Below are 16,776 nucleotides of genomic sequence, written 5' to 3'. Positions count from 1 at the left end.
AATTGAATGCAATTGATTTAGAAACGTCGCTCATACATAAGAAAGAGAATCGTTACTTTGTTCTAGCGCTTATCTTTAGTGTTTTCATTTATTTATGTCTGTTTATTTCTATTATTTTCATTTTCATCCTACCGATTCTTATTCTTCTGCCCTTATTCGCTCAAGCGGTTATGATGGCAAGCATTCGAACCAATGGCGTTCGGATCACACCGAGACAATTCCCGGAAGTGTTCGCAATTGCCCAGGCACAGTGTGAGCGGATGGGCTTTACTGTTGTACCGGATCTATATGTTATGGAGTCAAGCGGGATATTAAATGCGTTTGCTTCGCGCTTTTTTGGCCGCAATATGGTGGTGCTTTATTCCGATTTGTTCGAAATGATTCAGGCGGGTGGGGAAAAAGAGCTCACTTTTGTCATTTCACACGAGCTCGCCCACATCAAACGAAATCATTTGTCGAAGCAGCTGCTCATATTGCCGGCGTTATGGCTTCCATTTCTTGGCGAAGCATACTCGCGGGCTTGCGAATATACATGCGACCGTATGGCAGCTTATTACACCAATGATGCTGAAGCCGCAATGAATGGTTTAACGATATTAGCCATCGGCAAAACGCTCTACAAACGGGTAGACCGTGAGGAATATTTACTGCAAAGCAGCTATGAGAAAGGTTTGTTTGTATGGCTGGCTGAGAAGCTATCGACTCACCCGCCTCTGCCGAAGCGTATCTACGCGATTCAGCAATATGCAGGCATCTCATCGAATATCATTTTTAAGACATCCTCTTCGCGAATAGCACTTATCATCGTTTTGGCTGTTATTCTTGTTCTCGGGGGATCTGTTACGATCGGGGTGACCTTCTCGAAATCGATTGATACCTTTATGTCTTCTCTTGATGGTCCGCCAACCGATGATCAAATGCTTGGTGCGGCTTCAGAGGCTGATTTTGAGCTCGTTAAATCTCTGCTTGATGCTGGAGGAAATCCGAATGCAGCAGACGATGAAGGATGGACAGCGCTAATGTGGGCAGCCCAGCTAAATGAAACAGCAATCGCTTCTTCATTGATAGACGCTGGAGCGCAATTGAATGTGATTGAGCAAAGTTATGAAGAAACGGCATTAACGATAGCGTTGTATAATGAAAGCATAGAGATGGTAGCGTTATTGCTGGAAGAAGGAGCTAATCCGAATTTACAGGACAGTACCGGATGGACACCGCTAATGACCGCAGCAAAAAATGGCGACATAGAAGGAGCGGAACTTTTGCTAAAAGCAGGGGCTGATCCGTTGAAAGTTGATGAAACAGGATATACAGCTGAGGATTATGCGCTGGATGCTGGATTTGACGAGCTCGCCGAGCTGTTGCATAATTTAGGCGATCAAATATAAAACAAAAGAAGCTTGATCGCTCAAGCTTCTTTCTTTTATGTATATTCAATTCTTTATGTTTAGGATGGTCGGGACGACACGATTTGAACATGCGACCCCCTGGTCCCAAACCAGGTGCTCTACCAAGCTGAGCTACGTCCCGGGAAAAGATGGTGCCGTCGAGAGGACTTGAACCCCCAACCTACTGATTACAAGTCAGTTGCTCTACCAGTTGAGCTACAACGGCAAGATGTATTCGCTAAACACAAGATGTATTATCGCATATAAACTGAAATAATTGCAAGTGTTTTTTTATTTTTTTTTCTGAAAGGATGATTAGGGTGAAAATCGTTATTGCACCGGATGCGTTTAAGGGGTCAAGCAGCGCATTTCAAATTGCTAGCACGATGGAAGCAGGCATTCGCACAGTACATCCACATGCTGAAATCGTACAGCTCCCAATGGCTGATGGCGGTGAAGGAACGATGGAGATTTTGGTACAAGCTACAGGCGGGAGTTTTATCGAGGTTCCTGTCCACGACCCGCTCAGCCGAAGCATTCATGCAAGATATGGCGTACTGGGAGATGGCCAAACCGCGGTTATTGAGCTTGCTGAAGCATCTGGTCTTGCTTTACTGAAGAGTGAAGAGAAAAATCCACTTATCGCTTCAACATTTGGCACCGGTGAATTGATTCGGCATGCACTAGGTTCTGGCTATCGTCAATTTATTATTTGCTTAGGAGGCAGCGCGACCAATGATGCCGGATCGGGCATGCTGCAGGCGCTCGGAATGAAGCTGTTAGATGAAAGTGGAGCTGAGCTGCCGCTTGGAGGCGTTCATTTGTCGAAGCTTGCATCAATTGATGATGCTGGTTTCCATTCGAGCATTCGCGAAAGCAGCTTCATTATTGCTGGCGATGTACGTAATCCATTGTGCGGGGAGCATGGAGCCTCTTTGGTTTACGGCCCTCAGAAGGGGGCATCGTCAGAAGCAGTCAAGCAGCTTGACCTTGCATTAGCCCATTTTGCTGAAGGTATATACAAGCATACAGGGATTGATGTGGCGAATTTGCCAGGCAGCGGAGCGGCTGGAGGAACAGGTGCAGCACTTTTAGCTTTTTTTGACGCGGCTATGCACGCTGGAGCAAAACTTGTTATGGATAGAATTGGATTTGAGGAGCATATTGTTGGCGCTGATTGGATTTTGACAGGCGAAGGGAGATTAGACAGCCAAACGGGTTCAGGCAAGGTGATCAAGGCGATATGTGATGCCGCTCGGGGGCAGCGCATCCCTGTTATCGCCGTTTGCGGGTCAATTGATGCGAGTTCAGCATACACGTCGGAGCTTGGTCTTCGTGCAGGCTTCTCGCTCGTGCCGGGTCCATGTTCTGTAGAAGAGGCGATAGACCACACGGATGAGTGGCTGCTTGATCGAATCGTTCATATTTTCAGCTTGTTATAATGTCATAAAAAAAAGAAGCAGCCTATGCAATGAGCAATGGCTGCTTCTTTCTTGTTAACCTATCGTTATGCGGTTTCGCCTTCAACGGCTTCTTGATTTTGCTCAATTAGCATTTCGACCTTGCGAATCCGGTTTTTGCTCGTCTCACGGATGATAAATTTATAATTTTCGTAAAAGTGCTCTTTGCCTGGCTTTGGATCGGTCACTTGACTGTACAACCAGCCGCCGACCGTATCCACATCCTCTTCCTCGAAGTTCATGCCGGTTAAATCGCTCAGCTCGCTAAGTGATACTTTACCATCGAGAAGATAGCAGTTATCAGCCAGCTGTTCGATTTCCTTGCGTTCGTCGGCGTCAAATTCATCACGAATTTCACCAACGATTTCTTCCAAAATATCTTCAATTGTAATCAGGCCGGAAGTACCGCCGTATTCATCGACGAGAATAGCGATGTGAACACGTTCTAATTGCATTCTCTTTAGAAGCATTTTGACTGGCGTAACCTCGGAAACGCTCAGTACAGGATGAACAAGCTTTTTGAAATCCAAATCACGATCAGATTCATATTCTAGGAAAAGCTGCTTCGTGTTAATCATGCCGACGATGTTATCCTTGCTCTCAAGTGCGACCGGGAAACGCGTATATTGTTCCTTGCGAATAATTTCCATGTTCTCAGCTAATGTTTTGTTTGTATACAAACAAATCATATCGGTGCGGGGCACCATAATTTCTTTGGCCAGCAATTCGTCAAAAGCGAAAATGCGGCTTACATATCCGTATTCTGTATTGTTAATCTTTCCGCTTTGGTAGCTCTCGTTAAGAATAATTTGAATTTCTTCTTCCGAGTGTGCTTCTTCATGCTCTGTAGCTGGTTTCAATCCGAACAAGCGAACCAAAGCGTTAGCCGAGCCATTTAGCAACCAAATGAAAGGATATAAAATTTTGTGGAATAAAATAATCGGTTTTGCTGTTAAGAAGCTAATAAATTCAGCTTTCTGGATCGCCCACGTTTTTGGTGCAAGCTCACCGACAACAACATGCAGGAATGTGACCGAAATAAATGCGATTAAAAAGGATAGAATATGACTGATGTCATCGTTAATAGCAAAACGTTCAAACAAGGGTAAAAGCATTTTTTCAACTGTCGGTTCTCCCAGCCAGCCCAGCCCGAGCGCTGTAATAGTAATACCTAATTGACAGGCTGACAAGTAGGCATCCAGATTACTCGTAACCCGTTGAACGGCAAGTGCGTTCTTCCGGCCCTCAAGCACTAACTGATCGATCCGACTGGAGCGAAGTCTGATGATGGCGAACTCCGTTGCGACGAAAAAAGCAGTTAATAAAATAAGAAGAGCAATCATGAATAAATTGAATCCTATACCCATTTTCGTTTTTCACTACCCTTTTATGTTTATATTTTTTTTATTCTTATGATCTACTATAACGAATGATTACATGATATGACAAATGCCATATCCAACGGTAACAGCCTTATACGCGCTTTAAAAGCGATTTAACGAGAATGAAAGGCTTATTCTCATTGATTTTCGAGCCTTTACAAGCGTCATTCTCCGGCATATGATGAGTTCATATGAACTTGTAATATAGGAATGCAAGACGAATGCGCGAGGAGGAAGCGATATGGAGTCCTTTACGCTTACTCGAAAAGAGATGGCTTGCTTACTGCTGGCTCTGGACGGAAAGTATAATTTGAAGCCGCTGCAAGTGCTGCAAGCCGCATGGACCAAAACGCATCAATGTGATTTGGAGAAAGGCACGGGACTGCCTGCATTTATGTCTACGCTGCTGCCTCCAATTATGGAAAAGCTCATTAAAGGAAATGAGATTAAAGGCTTTTCACTTCATGAAATTGCTGCGTTGGGCCAACTAATCGAATATTCGAATCTGTCGATTACCTCCATGCAAAACTGGGTAAAGCGAGATTTCAAACCTTATTTCGATTGTCCGAAAGCTGGGAAAAAATATTCTCTGAACCAAGCTGCGTTATTATTCATTATTGATGATTTAAAGTCAAATCTCGATTTTGAATCAATACGCAAGCTTTTTGAGATCGTATTCAAGAAACCAGAGGATGAAGCAGACGATTTAGTTGGGCCTATTGAATTATATGCATCTTATACCAGTATGTTTGAGGAGCTCGATGCGAATAACGATCAACTGCTCGACATTTCCGGTCATTTGAAGGAAAATCCGCATCAAGATTTATTGACAGAGCATGTCATTCGCTCTTCAGCGAATCAATTTGCAAGCAGATTGCCAAATTTAACGGAAAAACAATGGGAAGCGGTGCGAAATATTTTGCTCGTTGCGGTTATTTCCATCCAAACCTCCTATTTTCATTCGTTAGCAAGGCGTTATTGCAATGCAACCTTATTTTTAGCCACAGAATAAATATGGTTCAAGGGATGACAAACTCACTAAATAGTCCTATACTGGTTTAAGTTGTAAACTACAAAATAGACAAACTGAAAAAGGCAAACTTGTTGAAAGACAAGGACGCAAAGTTATGGGCCTAAGGTGTACGCACTATGGCTGCCAGACCGCCGGAAGGATAATAAGCTAACTGAGCTGTCCGCCTCCTGTGGCTGGATAGCTTTTTTTGTTTTCAGGAGACAGAGGAGAGAGCAAGCAGGATGGTTTTTAAGGATAGGATAGAGAGAGCAAAAATACTGTTTAAGAAATTGAGTTTGAAGAAAATAACGAGCAAATTATTGCTTGTTACCGCAATCATCACACTTTTTAATGTAGGCTCGGGCGTTTTGATTTATTTTCAAAATCATTCAGTAGCAACCTCGGTCGAAGGTTCAGAGGAATTGCAGCGTGCTGAACGCAATTATCAGGGTATATCGAATAGGCTGCTGAAAGTGATGCTTCTAATGGTAGATGCCATTGAAAATGGCAAAAGCGATGCAACGCTGATCATGAAGGATTTGGAAACGATGCCTGCCAACATCGATGAATTAGAGAAACAGCTTATCGATATGGATAAGAAATATCCGCCTGCAACGGAAGATGGTCCTTATTATGCGAATCAGGTTAATGTTCTTAAGCTTGCATTAGATAACTTGAAAGTGACGAATACAGACGTGAGTGGATTATCATCAGATGAGAAATCGCTCCGCATAAGCAATCTAATAAGCGTATATACCGTCATTCTAAGTTATTCCAACGATACAATGCACGAGCGTTTGACCGCAGACGCTAACGCGACGCAGAAGCTTCTTAATAAAGACATATCCAGTGCGAACGTAATTGTTCTTATTAATGTCATTTTGCTTGCTATTCTGCCTGCCATTATGATTTTTGTCATCTCACAATCAATTAGAACAGGACTTGTAGGCATTACAAAAAGAATTAAGCAATATGGCAATAATGATTTTACAAGTCAAGAAAAACTCGTTCGCTCTGACGAATTTGGCGACCTCGACCATGATTTGGCTAATATGGGCGATCAGCTGCGAGAAACGATTAAAGCTACGCTTGAAGTGAGCGAATCCGTGCTCCACATTTCGAATAATATGGATAATATGATTGGTATTAATCGAAAAGCATCAGAGGATGTAAATGGCCAAGTGGAGCTGGGCAGAAAAGTGTTGCTGTCGCAGTATGACGATGCTTCATCCATTTCGGCAGTTACCGAAGAAATCTCAGCAAGCTCTCAGCAAATTGCTGCCTCGAGTGAATACATAAACAATGATATGCAAAATATGAAGCAATCATCTCATAACGGCACGCAGCAGATGGCTGGCGTGGTCTCGATGGTAAATGAAACAGTAGACCAGTTTTCAAAGCTAACTGAAGCTTTCGAAACGATGAATGAACGATATAACAATGTCGCTAAGTTTTTGAACGGCATTCAGGATTTGAACACACAGACAAATTTGTTGTCACTGAACGCATCCATTGAATCGGCAAGAGCGGGTGAGCATGGCAGAGGATTCGCTGTTGTCGCTGACGAGATCCGCAAGCTGTCCAGTCAAACCGATATGATCTCGAAGCAGATCACGAAGGAGCTGACGCTCATACAAAGCGACGTGGCAGCAAGCAGCCGCACGATCGGCAGCTTCGCGAATGTTATTAACACGACGCGTCAAGCATCCGAAACCGCAAGCAGCACATTCCAAGCGCTGGAATCACAAAGCAGCATGCTGTCAGATCAAGTGAGCGAGATTTCTACGGCAATCAGTGAAATCACAACAGGCATGTCTCATATCGTGTCTGCAGTAGACAAGCTATTGACTACGTCTTCAGAAGTAAATGGCAAAATGGAACATATGAGCGAGCTTTCTGTTAAGCAAAATGATATTTCGGATGATTTGCGCACCCTAGCGGAGAAGCTTTCACTTTCCTCGCAGGATTTGAAGGAGAAAGCATCTGTTTTCAAAGTGTAAGCAACAAAATGATAATCGAGTGAGGCAGGCAGCATCCATAGGTTTGGGGTGCTGCCTGCCTCTTTGTGCAAATAAAGAAGGATAAGCGAGTATAATGCCGAATCAATGAATGGAACCAATAAAAAACAGATCCACTATGGGAGACAGGATGAGCGAAATGAACTTTCAAGTTAATTTACAAGGGATGATCGAGCTTCTCTCAAAGCATTTATATTCGAGCCCAGGCGTGTTCATTAGGGAATTACTGCAAAATGGCGTTGATGCGATAACGGCACGCAAACGGCTTGGACATCGCTTTGATGCACGCGTAACAGTTGAAATTTACGGTTCTCGAACGATTGCCGTTCACGATAATGGGATAGGCTTGTCCGAATCCGAAATCCAGCTTTTTTTGGCTCAAATCGGAAGTACCTCCAAGCGTGACGAAATGGATTCAGCAGACGACTATATTGGACAATTTGGCGTGGGCTTGCTGTCCTGCTTCGTAGTGAGCGGCGAGATCGTTGTTATTACCCGCTCCGCTCTAGAAGGCGATACTTTAGAATGGCGCGGGCGGCCAGACGGCACGTACTCGATCCGCAAGCTTGAGAAGGATGCTCCAATCGGCACCACCGTGTTTTTGACATGCAAGGAGGGTTACGAGGATTATTATGAATGGGATCGTGTGATGGAGTTAATGAGCCATTATGGTCAGTTCCTGCCAGTTCCGATTCATTTGTCCGAAGGGAAAACAGATATTAGGATTAACGAGGAAACTCCTCCGTGGTCCATGAATAGCAGTGATGCGCTCACCTATGGCGAAGATCACTTGTATCAAACCTTCTTGGATGCCATACCTTTAAAATCAGTAATTGGTGAGCTTGAGGGTGTCGCTTATATTCTTCCTTATGCTGTAAGCTTGCAAGCCGAGAAAAAACATAAGGTATATATGAAACGTATGCTGCTTTCCGATCAAGTTAACAATATGCTTCCGGATTGGGCTTTTTTTGTTACGTGTATCATGAATACGAATGGACTTCGACCAACGGCTTCTCGGGAGTCATTTATGGAAAATGAGCTTTTTCACACCGTAAAGGATGAAATTGGCGAAAACATTAAACAGCATATGATCCAGCTTTCAGAATCAAACCCTGAACTATTCGGGAAAATTATTGTTATTCATTCTGCTTCCATTAAAGCGATGGCTGCCGAAGATGATGAGCTTTATCGATTGTTTATCCGTTTCTTGTCGTTTGAGACTTCATTTGGCATGATGAAGATGAGCGATATATTGGAACAGAACAAACGTATCGTTGTATCTTCAACGCTTGATGAATTCCGCCAAGTGGCTCGCGTTGCCAAAGCGCAAAATGTGATGGTTATTAACGGCGGTTATGTCCATGATTTTGAACTTGTGCGCAAGCTGCCTGAGCTGAATGAGGATATTGAGGCGTTAGTTCTAGATCCGATTAATTTCTCGAACGTCTTCCAATCCATAACTCCAGCGGAGCATAAAAGCATTCTTTCCTTTCTGGAGCTCTCGGATCAGCTGCTAGCACCATTTCAATGCAGAAGCGTAGTAAAGCGATTTGAGCCAGTAGATTTGGCCGCTTTATACAATACAAATGATGAAGTGAATTTTCTGAGAATGGCAGAGCAAACGAAAGATGAAGCTAATGATTTGTTCGCAAACATTGTGGATGTCGTCATCCATGAGTTATATGAGGTGCCGTATGCGACGATTTGCTACAACTTTAACAATCCGCTTATGCAGCGGGCTATGACTTGTCAGAATGCGGATATGCAGAAGCTAAGCATTGAGACCGTTTATACGCAGGCCTTGCTGCTTGGTCAATATCCTCTTGGCCCTGAGGAGCTGAAGTTAATGAACAAATCGTTTATGCAGGTGCTGGAAATCGGTCTTAGTCAGGCTGGTGAGCGAGAGCTATGAAGCAGCGATATGATCAATTGCGCAGCGAGGCATGGAGCTTGCCGCAGGGAAAACAGAAGCTTGCGGTGCTTGAGGAGGCTATTCGGATAGCCGATTTGCATATGACGAAGGAAGACTCCTATTACGCCCGCATGTCTTATTCCGAGGCAGCGCTTGATTCGGGCTATGAAGAGCGATTTCTTGTTTCATTTACCTGGTGCTTAACCCAGTTTGAAAAAGATCCGACTGCTTATTCGAGCTTCACCCTTATTTGGCACTATAAATGGTTTGTTAATCAAATTTGGCGGTTTCCGCAATTTGGTACGGATCAAATCATTTCGATTTTTAATGATTTTAAGGCAAAATGCTTACAATACGGTCACAGCCTGCGCCCATATTATCAATGTCTTCATCGATACGCGCTATCTCAAGGCGATCATGAGTCAGCTCAAGCAAACTATGAGCTTTGGCGCAAGACGGCTAGAGATGGAATGTCTGATTGCAGCGCCTGTGAGCAAAATGGCTTTGGCTACTATCATTTTACAGTTGGCAGATATCGGCGAGGACTGCAAGCCATGAAGCCTATTATGGATGGGCGAATGACCTGCAAATCCATTCCGCAAAATACGTACAGCCATCTGCTTCTCCCGCTCCTTGAGACAGAGCAAGCAGATGAAGCTGTAAAGATGGCAAAAAAAGGCGCGCGTTTGTTAAAGGGCCCTGGTTACTTAAGTGAATATGGGAGCTTCCTTGCTTATTACACAGCAACCGACATTCATAAAGCCGCCAAATGGTTTGAACAAACCGTACAATATGCGCTGGATACGAAAGTAGGCTGGGATCGGTTGTTGTATATGATTTCAGCTAGAGCATTTCTACAATTGTGGCATGCAAAAAACCGTCGGAGAAAGCTGAATGTCAGCAGCGATATTACGTATGAGATGATTGTAAAGGATACCGAACAATTAGCTGCTGCTTTTGATCAGAGAAACCAAAATCATTATTGCACTGAGCTGCTCAAACAGAAGCTTAAACAAGTTCAAAAACTAAGCCATTTTTAAGCCATGTGTTGACGTATAGCAAATGGAAGTGGTTCAATTGAACGATCGACAACAGAGAGGGCAGTGGCAGCTTATGTTTAAACAATTTATGAAAGCATCCAGGCTGAGCGTTCTTCCTGTTATGCTTATTCCCGTGGCGTTAGGTGCGCTGGGGGCTTTTGTGTGGAACGGCATTTTCAATCCTTTATTATTTATCCTCACCATAGTTGGGGCAGGAACAGCCCATTTATTTTCTAATATGATCAATGATTTATGGGATTATTATAACGGTACGGATACGGCCGCTCAATCGACGGAAGGGGTCATTGCAACCAACTCTGGCTATCTGACAAAAGGGACATGGAGCATTCGCACCTTTGCGACCGTAACATGGGCATTATTTGGCATTGCAGCGATTTGCGGCATTATACTTAGTATAACAAGCGGCTGGCCGGTGCTCGTATTTGGCGGGCTTGGGGCGTTAATTGCTTATTTCTATGTAGCTCCGCCGATCCAGTTCGGATACCGCGGCAAAGGCTACAGTGAAGTCGCGATCTTGATCTCCTTTGGCATACTGCCTGTCGTAGGCGCTTATTTTGTACAAACCTCAGAATTAGATTCTCGGGCATTTTGGTTATCGCTGCCAATAGGACTTTTGACTACCCTAATTTTGTTTAATCACCATTTCCTGCACTGGCAAGCTGATCGTCAAGCAGGGAAAAGAACATTAGTCGTCGTTTGGGGAGAAAAGAGAGCACTCGTTTTCTCGCGCATTTTGCTTTTTCTCGCCTATATTTCGCTTATCCTATGCGTGGTCGTGGAAGCATTGCCTATTTACGGGCTGCTGGCGCTGCCAACAGCAATACCTTTATATTTGGTATACGGCAGGTTATCATCAAATAATGCATCGACTGCATACGTACCGCTTATGGGTGCCTCGTTGAAAGCTACGATGCGATGCGGTGTGATCTTAATCGTTGCCTTAATTATTCAAGGTCTTATTTAAAACATACAACTTAGAAAGAGGTCATGGACATGGAGAAGCAATGGACTTTAGGAGATTTTCATACGATTCTAAATGAAGGGGAAGTATGGAAAATCGGCGGTTTTCCGCTGCAAGACGGAACCTTCTGGCAGTACCGCGAGCCTAATGCGGTTGTCATTGTTCGCAATGGACTGCTGTATGTAAGAGCACCGCTTAGCCGCTCGAACGATCAAATTCAAATACTGGATAATGCTAAGCATATGTATTATTCTGCTGAACCTGTTCTTGTACCTGAATCCGGTGAGATCAGCTTTGAGCTGCAAATTCGCGCACGTTCGCAAAATACAGCGCCTGATGATCTTTATGACGGTTTCGTCTCGTTGAATCTGCTCGATTTCACGACGGGCGGTGCGCTAGACTTTTTTGCGGGAAATGACAAATATGCAAGTGTATATGCCGTTCTTCCTTTTCCGGGAGTAAAGGTGCCGGAGACGGATAAAACGAGATATTTCTGTGTGTTTAAGGAAGACACAAACTTTGCGGTGCGCGAGTTTAATACGTACAAAATTACGTACAATCGCACCAATGATGAAGTCGTATTTTTTGTGAATGGCCAAGAAGTGCGGAGAGAGCGTGATGTTCCGGTTAAATTTAACCAATTTATCGTTGCGCTAGGCATTATGACGGAAAAGGATTTGTCGCCGGAGGGCAGCGTGTCGGTGCACGGACAGACTGTGATCGGAGAATGGTCTCCCATTACAATAGAAATTAAAGAGTAAAGTTGTTATGAAGGAGCTGCGTTATGCTATTCGTTCTTATTGCTTTGTGGGCTATTGCAGCCATTATATGGCTCTCCGATCGGCGAGCATCCGTTAATCATTGGTTAGGCGCTGTGGCGTTTAGCGGAGGAGCTGGTGCGCTTGCTGCCGTGCTTGACCTGCAATGGCTGCCAGCAGCAGCGGAAGCTGGAATGAATCAAGTAGCGCAGCAGCTTCTTTATCGCTTGCAAGCGTTCTCCTCGTTGACCTCCTACTACGGATTGCCGTATTCCTTTGCATTGTTTGCTATAGCGTACAAACCTGTACGGCTTCCAAAACGTTTGCAGCAGCTTATGCCCTTTTTACTGTTAATTCCGATTGTTTTATGCGTTTTGTTTACGCCATTTTATAATACGATGTATCCGATCTCGTTCAAGATTGTCGTATGGTGGGCGGTTCCTTATATTATGTACGGGGCGATACAGGTACTGCTCAAGCGGCAGCTGCATGCCTCTTTTTCTCGCACACACTGGATAATATGTTCAACCGTGCTGCCGCCGGTTATGTTCTGTATGGTCATGAATTACGTATTTCCAAGCTTCGGCATGCTGCGGATGTGGGTTTATAATACATGGATTATTGGATTAGCCGTAACTGTATTCGTTATTGCATTATTCACCTATGGCTTCATGGGTGTGCGAGTGAAGATCGATCGCCGCAGATACGATTCTACGTTAAGAGCAGTAACCTCAGGAACTGCCATACTTAATCATGCGATCAAAAACGATGCAGGAAAAATGCGGCTTTTCTCGGAGAAGATGAAAGCTTACGCCATCGAAACCGATCAGCAAGAGCTGCTGGCGGATGTTGAAACGGTGCTGAACGCTTCTCGCCATATGCAGGAGATGCTGCAACGGGTGCATCGTCGAACAGAGGATTTGGTGCTCCGTGTTGAAGTGACCGACATGGCAGCGCTTATCGAAAAGACGATGAAAGGATACGCCCAGAGCCTTGGCAACATCAAGCTGCAAAGCGTGTTAAACGAAGGCTGGAGCTGCCGCATCGACCCCGCGCAGGTAAGCGAGGCTTTAGGCAATATAATAGCCAACGCTTTGGAGGCTATGCAAGACAAAGGCGTGCTTTCTATTCTGTTAAGCGAAACCAAAAGAGAGCTTATTATTGAGGTCAGAGACACGGGCCTTGGCATGGACAAGAGTGAGATAACGAAGGTAATGGAGCCATTCTATACGACCAAAAGCGGCAGTGACACTAATTTTGGGCTCGGGCTGCCCTATGCGTACCATGTGATGCGCAAGCATAAAGGAATGCTTGGCTTGCGAAGCGTGCCGGGCGCTGGAACATCGGTCTACATGACTTTTCCGAAACGGAATGTTCAAGCCACAAAAATAGATGTACATGTTTCGCAGAGGAGGGAAGCAAATGGATAAAATCAAGGTATGGATCGTCGAGGATGATCGTGATTGGCTGCGCGGCCTTGTCGCTTATTTAAACAAGGAGCAGGATATTGAAGTGGTTTGGACTGCCAGCAGGGCTGATGATGCTAGACAAGCGCTTATGGAAGGGAAGCAGCAGTCTGTGCCTGCTGATGTAGTGCTGATGGATATTATGCTTGACGGAAGGCCGGAAGGCGTTCTGCTTGCTGAGGAGGCGGCAATAGCTACCGGAGCAAGGGTCATCATGCTCACGTCAATGGAGGAGAAGGAGCTTATCTTTCGATCGTTCCAAGCGGGAGCTATCGATTACCAAATCAAATCTGACTTTGAAAGCTTGCCTGAAGCTGTACGCTCGGCATACCGGAGCCAATCCCCCATTAATGCGGCTGTAGCAGAACGGATGCGCGAGGAATTCCGCCGACTGAAGCAGATGGAGCGCGAGTTCGAGGCGAAGAAGCTCGGTGATCTCATTACGCCGTCTGAGCTTCAGCTGCTTGATTTAATTGATCAAGGATATACCCAGCCGCAGATTGCCGACAAGCTGGTTGTATCGATTCGTACCGTCAAAAACCATGTTAATCATATATTAAAAAAGCTGAATTTGAGCGGGTCGCGCGAAGCAGCAAATAAAGCCAAAGAGATGGGCTTATTTCATAAGAAAAAGGACGAGGATAGTACCATGTAAAGTTGGTACTATTTTTTTTATGTCATTTTTTACAAAATAGATAGTAGAAGAACGCTTACATCAACAGATTGGAGGCATACCGATGGATTTTGAAATGTTCTCGGCTGCTCATTTTGGGGCATTGGCGATTCTCGTTGCAGCCATTATCTGTATTATCGTTTTCCGGAAGCGAATGAGAGTGCCTAGAATAAACAAGATGGTACGAATAGGGCTGGCTATTTTGCTAATATGCTGCGAGGTCTCGCTTCAGCTATCTTATATTCTCAATGATAATTGGGGAGTAGGCTCGCTGCCATTTCAGCTTTGCAGCTTAATGCTTTTGGTTAGCGCGGTCGTATTGCTTTGGAATCCAAAAAGTCTGTATGATGCTTTATTTTTTCTTGGAAGCATGGGGGCGCTGCAGGCGCTGTTAACTCCTAATTTAGATGAAGCGTTTCCGCATTTTCGTTATTTTCAATTTTTTATCGCACATTTAGGGATCGTTAGCGCAGCGCTATTTATCGTCGTAGTAGAACGCTATCGACCGACTTTCTTTTCCGTAGTGAAGGCTCAGCTTTGGCTGCATGTATTCGCTATTCCGGCTGCGATTACGAACGTGGCATCGGGTAAAACAAACTTTATGTTTTTAGCTGAAAAACCGGGAACAGCCTCGTTGCTTGATATTCTGGGGTCATGGCCATGGTATTTGCTGCAGCTGGAGCTTATTGCATTTGTTATATTTTTGCTGCTATATGCCGCTGTAAGGCTGCTCGATCGCTTAAGATTCGATAAACCAAGCAGTTCTGCTTAGTAATATCAGAAATGAATTTGTTATTAAAAGCCTTTAATTACAGTGCTGCTATGGGGCTGCATAAACTTTACAAGGTAGGTGTACTGTTAATACTAGGAGCTATTTCGTTTTTTATTACTTGGATAAATAGCAAATGGCGTGTAAAGAATGGAGAAATTAATGGCAAATGCGAAGAGGCTGTCACTGAATCATAATTAAGAACGCAGGGGGAATAATGAACCTGTTGGTCTTGACAATTGTACTCCAATACAATAAAGTTACTTACGTAAAGTAATTAAATTTATTTGGATTTGTAACTGCCTTTTAAGGCGGATACTTAGTTCACAGATGGAAGACACACAACATGTGAGAGGCAGGAGAAAAAATGACATCACAAGCTTTTTTGGAAGCAGTAAGTAAAAGACGCTCGATCTACGGCATTAGCAAGGAGGCCGTTATCTCCGATGACAAAATTGTAGAATTGGTACATGAAGCGGTCAAGCATACTCCATCATCATTTAATTCACAAAGCACTCGTGTCGTTGTATTGCTTGGTGAAAATCATGATAAATTGTGGGATATTACGACGAATACGCTTCGCAATATGATTGCAGCAGATCAATTCGAGGCAACTGAGCAAAAAATGGGCGCTTTCAAAAGCGGATACGGTACCGTATTGTTTTTTGAAGATAAACAAGTCGTTGACGGCTTGATGGCCAACTTCCCAGCATATGCTCACAACTTCCCGATCTGGTCGCAGCATACTTCAGGCATGCATCAATTTGTAATCTGGACGGCGCTTGAGAATGAAGGTTTCGGCGCTTCACTTCAGCACTACAATCCACTTATTGATGAAGAAGTAAAAACGACATGGTCATTGCCGGATTCTTGGCAGCTTGTTGCTCAAATGCCATTTGGCAAACCAACAGCAGCTCCAGGCGAAAAAACGTATCAACCGATCGATGAGCGTGTGAAAGTATTTAAATAAGCACTATTTTATATATTAGCTTTGAGCCAAAGATCGTTCCTAATTTATAGGGGCGATCTTTTTTTATGCCGTATGAATATTGTCTTTGATTTTATAGTTAACTTTTGCCATAAGCGCTATAATGAAAAAAGATTTAAAGCGACAGCATGGTGCAAAGATAGGTGATAACGAGTGATTAAAGCGGTCTATTTTGATTTGGACGATACCTTGTACGATCAGCTTCAGCCCTTTCGGCTTGCTGCTCAGGGTACTGACTTGGCAAAACATTTCATGGGGAGCTTTCTTATAGAAGATGTGTACAAACGTATCAGAAGACACAGTGATCGTTTATGGGAGCAGCATGCAAGAGGTGAATTATCACTAGAGGAGCTTCGCATCCAGCGGACGGTATCGGCGTTCTTTGATATGGGCATAGCTGTGTCGAGCGCGGCAGCCGAGCAGCTTCAGCGGAACTACGAGCAGGAGCAATTGCAGATTAAGCTCCGAGCAAATACGGCTGAGCTGTTCGAGCAGCTGGAAGCTAGAGGCATTGAAATTGGCTTGATTACGAATGGCCCGGTAGAGCATCAAATGAGCAAAGTTAGCGCATTATCCCTATTATCATGGATAAATGAAGAACACATATTCATTTCTGATGGAATGGGAATTGCTAAGCCTAATAGAGAAGTCTTTCAGCATGTTCAGCAGCAATCCGGTTACAGACCGGAACAGCTTATTTATGTAGGCGATGCATGGCATAACGATATCAAACCATCCTTTCTTGCTGGCTGGACGCCTATTTGGCTGAATCCCAGAAAACAGCTGCCTCTTCCAGAGGATGGGCATGTGAAATATTTGGAGTGTCAAACGATAAAACAGGCAATGCCGCTCATTGAAAGGATTCATGAGGGGAAACTGGCTGTTTGCTCTAAAAACATGTACAATAAAAACCGATATACTTAAAGTA

Annotated in this window: 14 protein-coding genes, 2 tRNA genes and 1 riboswitch; of the genes, 13 read left to right on the top strand and 3 right to left on the bottom strand. The window is 44.2% G+C overall.

The features are described 5' to 3' along the window. The first annotated feature begins 2 nt into the window (after window positions 1–2). Complete coding sequence (locus AB4Z45_RS13090; RefSeq protein ID WP_441909723.1) at window positions 3–1,388, top strand: M48 family metallopeptidase; 1,386 nt, start codon at window positions 3–5, stop codon at window positions 1,386–1,388. A 65-nt stretch (window positions 1,389–1,453) separates the two neighbouring features. On the opposite strand, the gene AB4Z45_RS13085 is transcribed toward AB4Z45_RS13090, so the two are convergent. Together AB4Z45_RS13085 and AB4Z45_RS13080 are read right to left on the bottom strand one after the other, a co-directional pair. Then, window positions 1,454–1,530: transfer RNA gene (locus AB4Z45_RS13085), tRNA-Pro, on the bottom strand. A gap of 8 nt (window positions 1,531–1,538) precedes the next feature. After that, window positions 1,539–1,614: transfer RNA gene (locus AB4Z45_RS13080), tRNA-Thr, on the bottom strand. Window positions 1,615–1,699: 85 nt separating this feature from the next. On the opposite strand from AB4Z45_RS13080, the gene AB4Z45_RS13075 reads away from it, so the two are divergent. Further along, complete coding sequence (locus AB4Z45_RS13075; RefSeq protein WP_441909721.1) at window positions 1,700–2,830, top strand: glycerate kinase; 1,131 nt, start codon at window positions 1,700–1,702, stop codon at window positions 2,828–2,830. A gap of 65 nt (window positions 2,831–2,895) precedes the next feature. Here the strand turns inward: AB4Z45_RS13075 and AB4Z45_RS13070 are convergent, their stop codons facing one another. Next, window positions 2,896–4,215, bottom strand: coding sequence for a hemolysin family protein (locus AB4Z45_RS13070; RefSeq protein ID WP_441909719.1), 1,320 nt, complete (start codon window positions 4,213–4,215; stop codon window positions 2,896–2,898). A 256-nt stretch (window positions 4,216–4,471) separates the two neighbouring features. On the opposite strand from AB4Z45_RS13070, the gene AB4Z45_RS13065 reads away from it, so the two are divergent. The 11 genes from AB4Z45_RS13065 (at window position 4,472) to AB4Z45_RS13015 (ending at window position 16,772) form a co-directional block, all read left to right on the top strand. Beyond that, window positions 4,472–5,242 (top strand): DUF1836 domain-containing protein, encoded by a 771-nt coding sequence (locus tag AB4Z45_RS13065; protein WP_076268111.1) that lies wholly within the window; start codon window positions 4,472–4,474, stop codon window positions 5,240–5,242. Between the two features lie 72 nt (window positions 5,243–5,314). Beyond that, window positions 5,315–5,399, top strand: a riboswitch (cyclic di-GMP riboswitch). Window positions 5,400–5,484: 85 nt separating this feature from the next. Continuing rightward, the gene (locus AB4Z45_RS13060; RefSeq protein ID WP_441909717.1) at window positions 5,485–7,242 is read left to right on the top strand and encodes a methyl-accepting chemotaxis protein; all 1,758 of its coding nucleotides are present in this window, start codon (window positions 5,485–5,487) and stop codon (window positions 7,240–7,242) included. Window positions 7,243–7,399: 157 nt separating this feature from the next. Further along, window positions 7,400–9,172, top strand: coding sequence for an HSP90 family protein (locus tag AB4Z45_RS13055; protein WP_441909715.1), 1,773 nt, complete (start codon window positions 7,400–7,402; stop codon window positions 9,170–9,172). Beyond that, window positions 9,169–10,212 carry a hypothetical protein gene (locus tag AB4Z45_RS13050; RefSeq protein WP_441909714.1) on the top strand — a complete coding sequence of 348 codons (1,044 nt, stop codon included), beginning with the start codon at window positions 9,169–9,171 and terminating at the stop codon, window positions 10,210–10,212. The genes AB4Z45_RS13055 and AB4Z45_RS13050 overlap by 4 nt, the downstream gene beginning before the upstream one ends. Window positions 10,213–10,285: 73 nt before the next feature. After that, window positions 10,286–11,197: a prenyltransferase gene (locus AB4Z45_RS13045; protein ID WP_441909963.1), complete on the top strand. Its 912-nt coding sequence runs from the start codon at window positions 10,286–10,288 to the stop codon at window positions 11,195–11,197. Between the two features lie 29 nt (window positions 11,198–11,226). After that, window positions 11,227–11,955, top strand: a complete 729-nt coding sequence (locus tag AB4Z45_RS13040) for a DUF6081 family protein (RefSeq protein ID WP_441909712.1) — start codon at window positions 11,227–11,229, stop codon at window positions 11,953–11,955. Window positions 11,956–11,978: 23 nt separating this feature from the next. Further along, a complete protein-coding gene (locus AB4Z45_RS13035) occupies window positions 11,979–13,382 on the top strand; it encodes a sensor histidine kinase (protein WP_441909710.1) in 1,404 nt (467 codons plus the stop codon). Then, window positions 13,375–14,073 carry a response regulator gene (locus AB4Z45_RS13030; RefSeq protein WP_441909709.1) on the top strand — a complete coding sequence of 233 codons (699 nt, stop codon included), beginning with the start codon at window positions 13,375–13,377 and terminating at the stop codon, window positions 14,071–14,073. The genes AB4Z45_RS13035 and AB4Z45_RS13030 overlap by 8 nt, the downstream gene beginning before the upstream one ends. Window positions 14,074–14,155: 82 nt before the next feature. Then, complete coding sequence (locus tag AB4Z45_RS13025) at window positions 14,156–14,863, top strand: YwaF family protein (RefSeq protein ID WP_441909707.1); 708 nt, start codon at window positions 14,156–14,158, stop codon at window positions 14,861–14,863. 364 nt (window positions 14,864–15,227) lie between these two features. After that, a complete protein-coding gene (locus AB4Z45_RS13020) occupies window positions 15,228–15,830 on the top strand; it encodes a nitroreductase family protein (protein ID WP_339208690.1) in 603 nt (200 codons plus the stop codon). Between the two features lie 171 nt (window positions 15,831–16,001). Further along, complete coding sequence (locus AB4Z45_RS13015) at window positions 16,002–16,772, top strand: HAD family hydrolase (RefSeq protein ID WP_441909706.1); 771 nt, start codon at window positions 16,002–16,004, stop codon at window positions 16,770–16,772. The last annotated feature ends 4 nt before the right edge of the window (window positions 16,773–16,776 follow it).

This window comes from Paenibacillus sp. MCAF9, from assembly GCF_052114265.1.
Classification (GTDB): Bacteria; Bacillota; Bacilli; order Paenibacillales; family Paenibacillaceae; genus Pristimantibacillus.
This window is presented reverse-complemented; position numbering and strand designations above follow the sequence as displayed.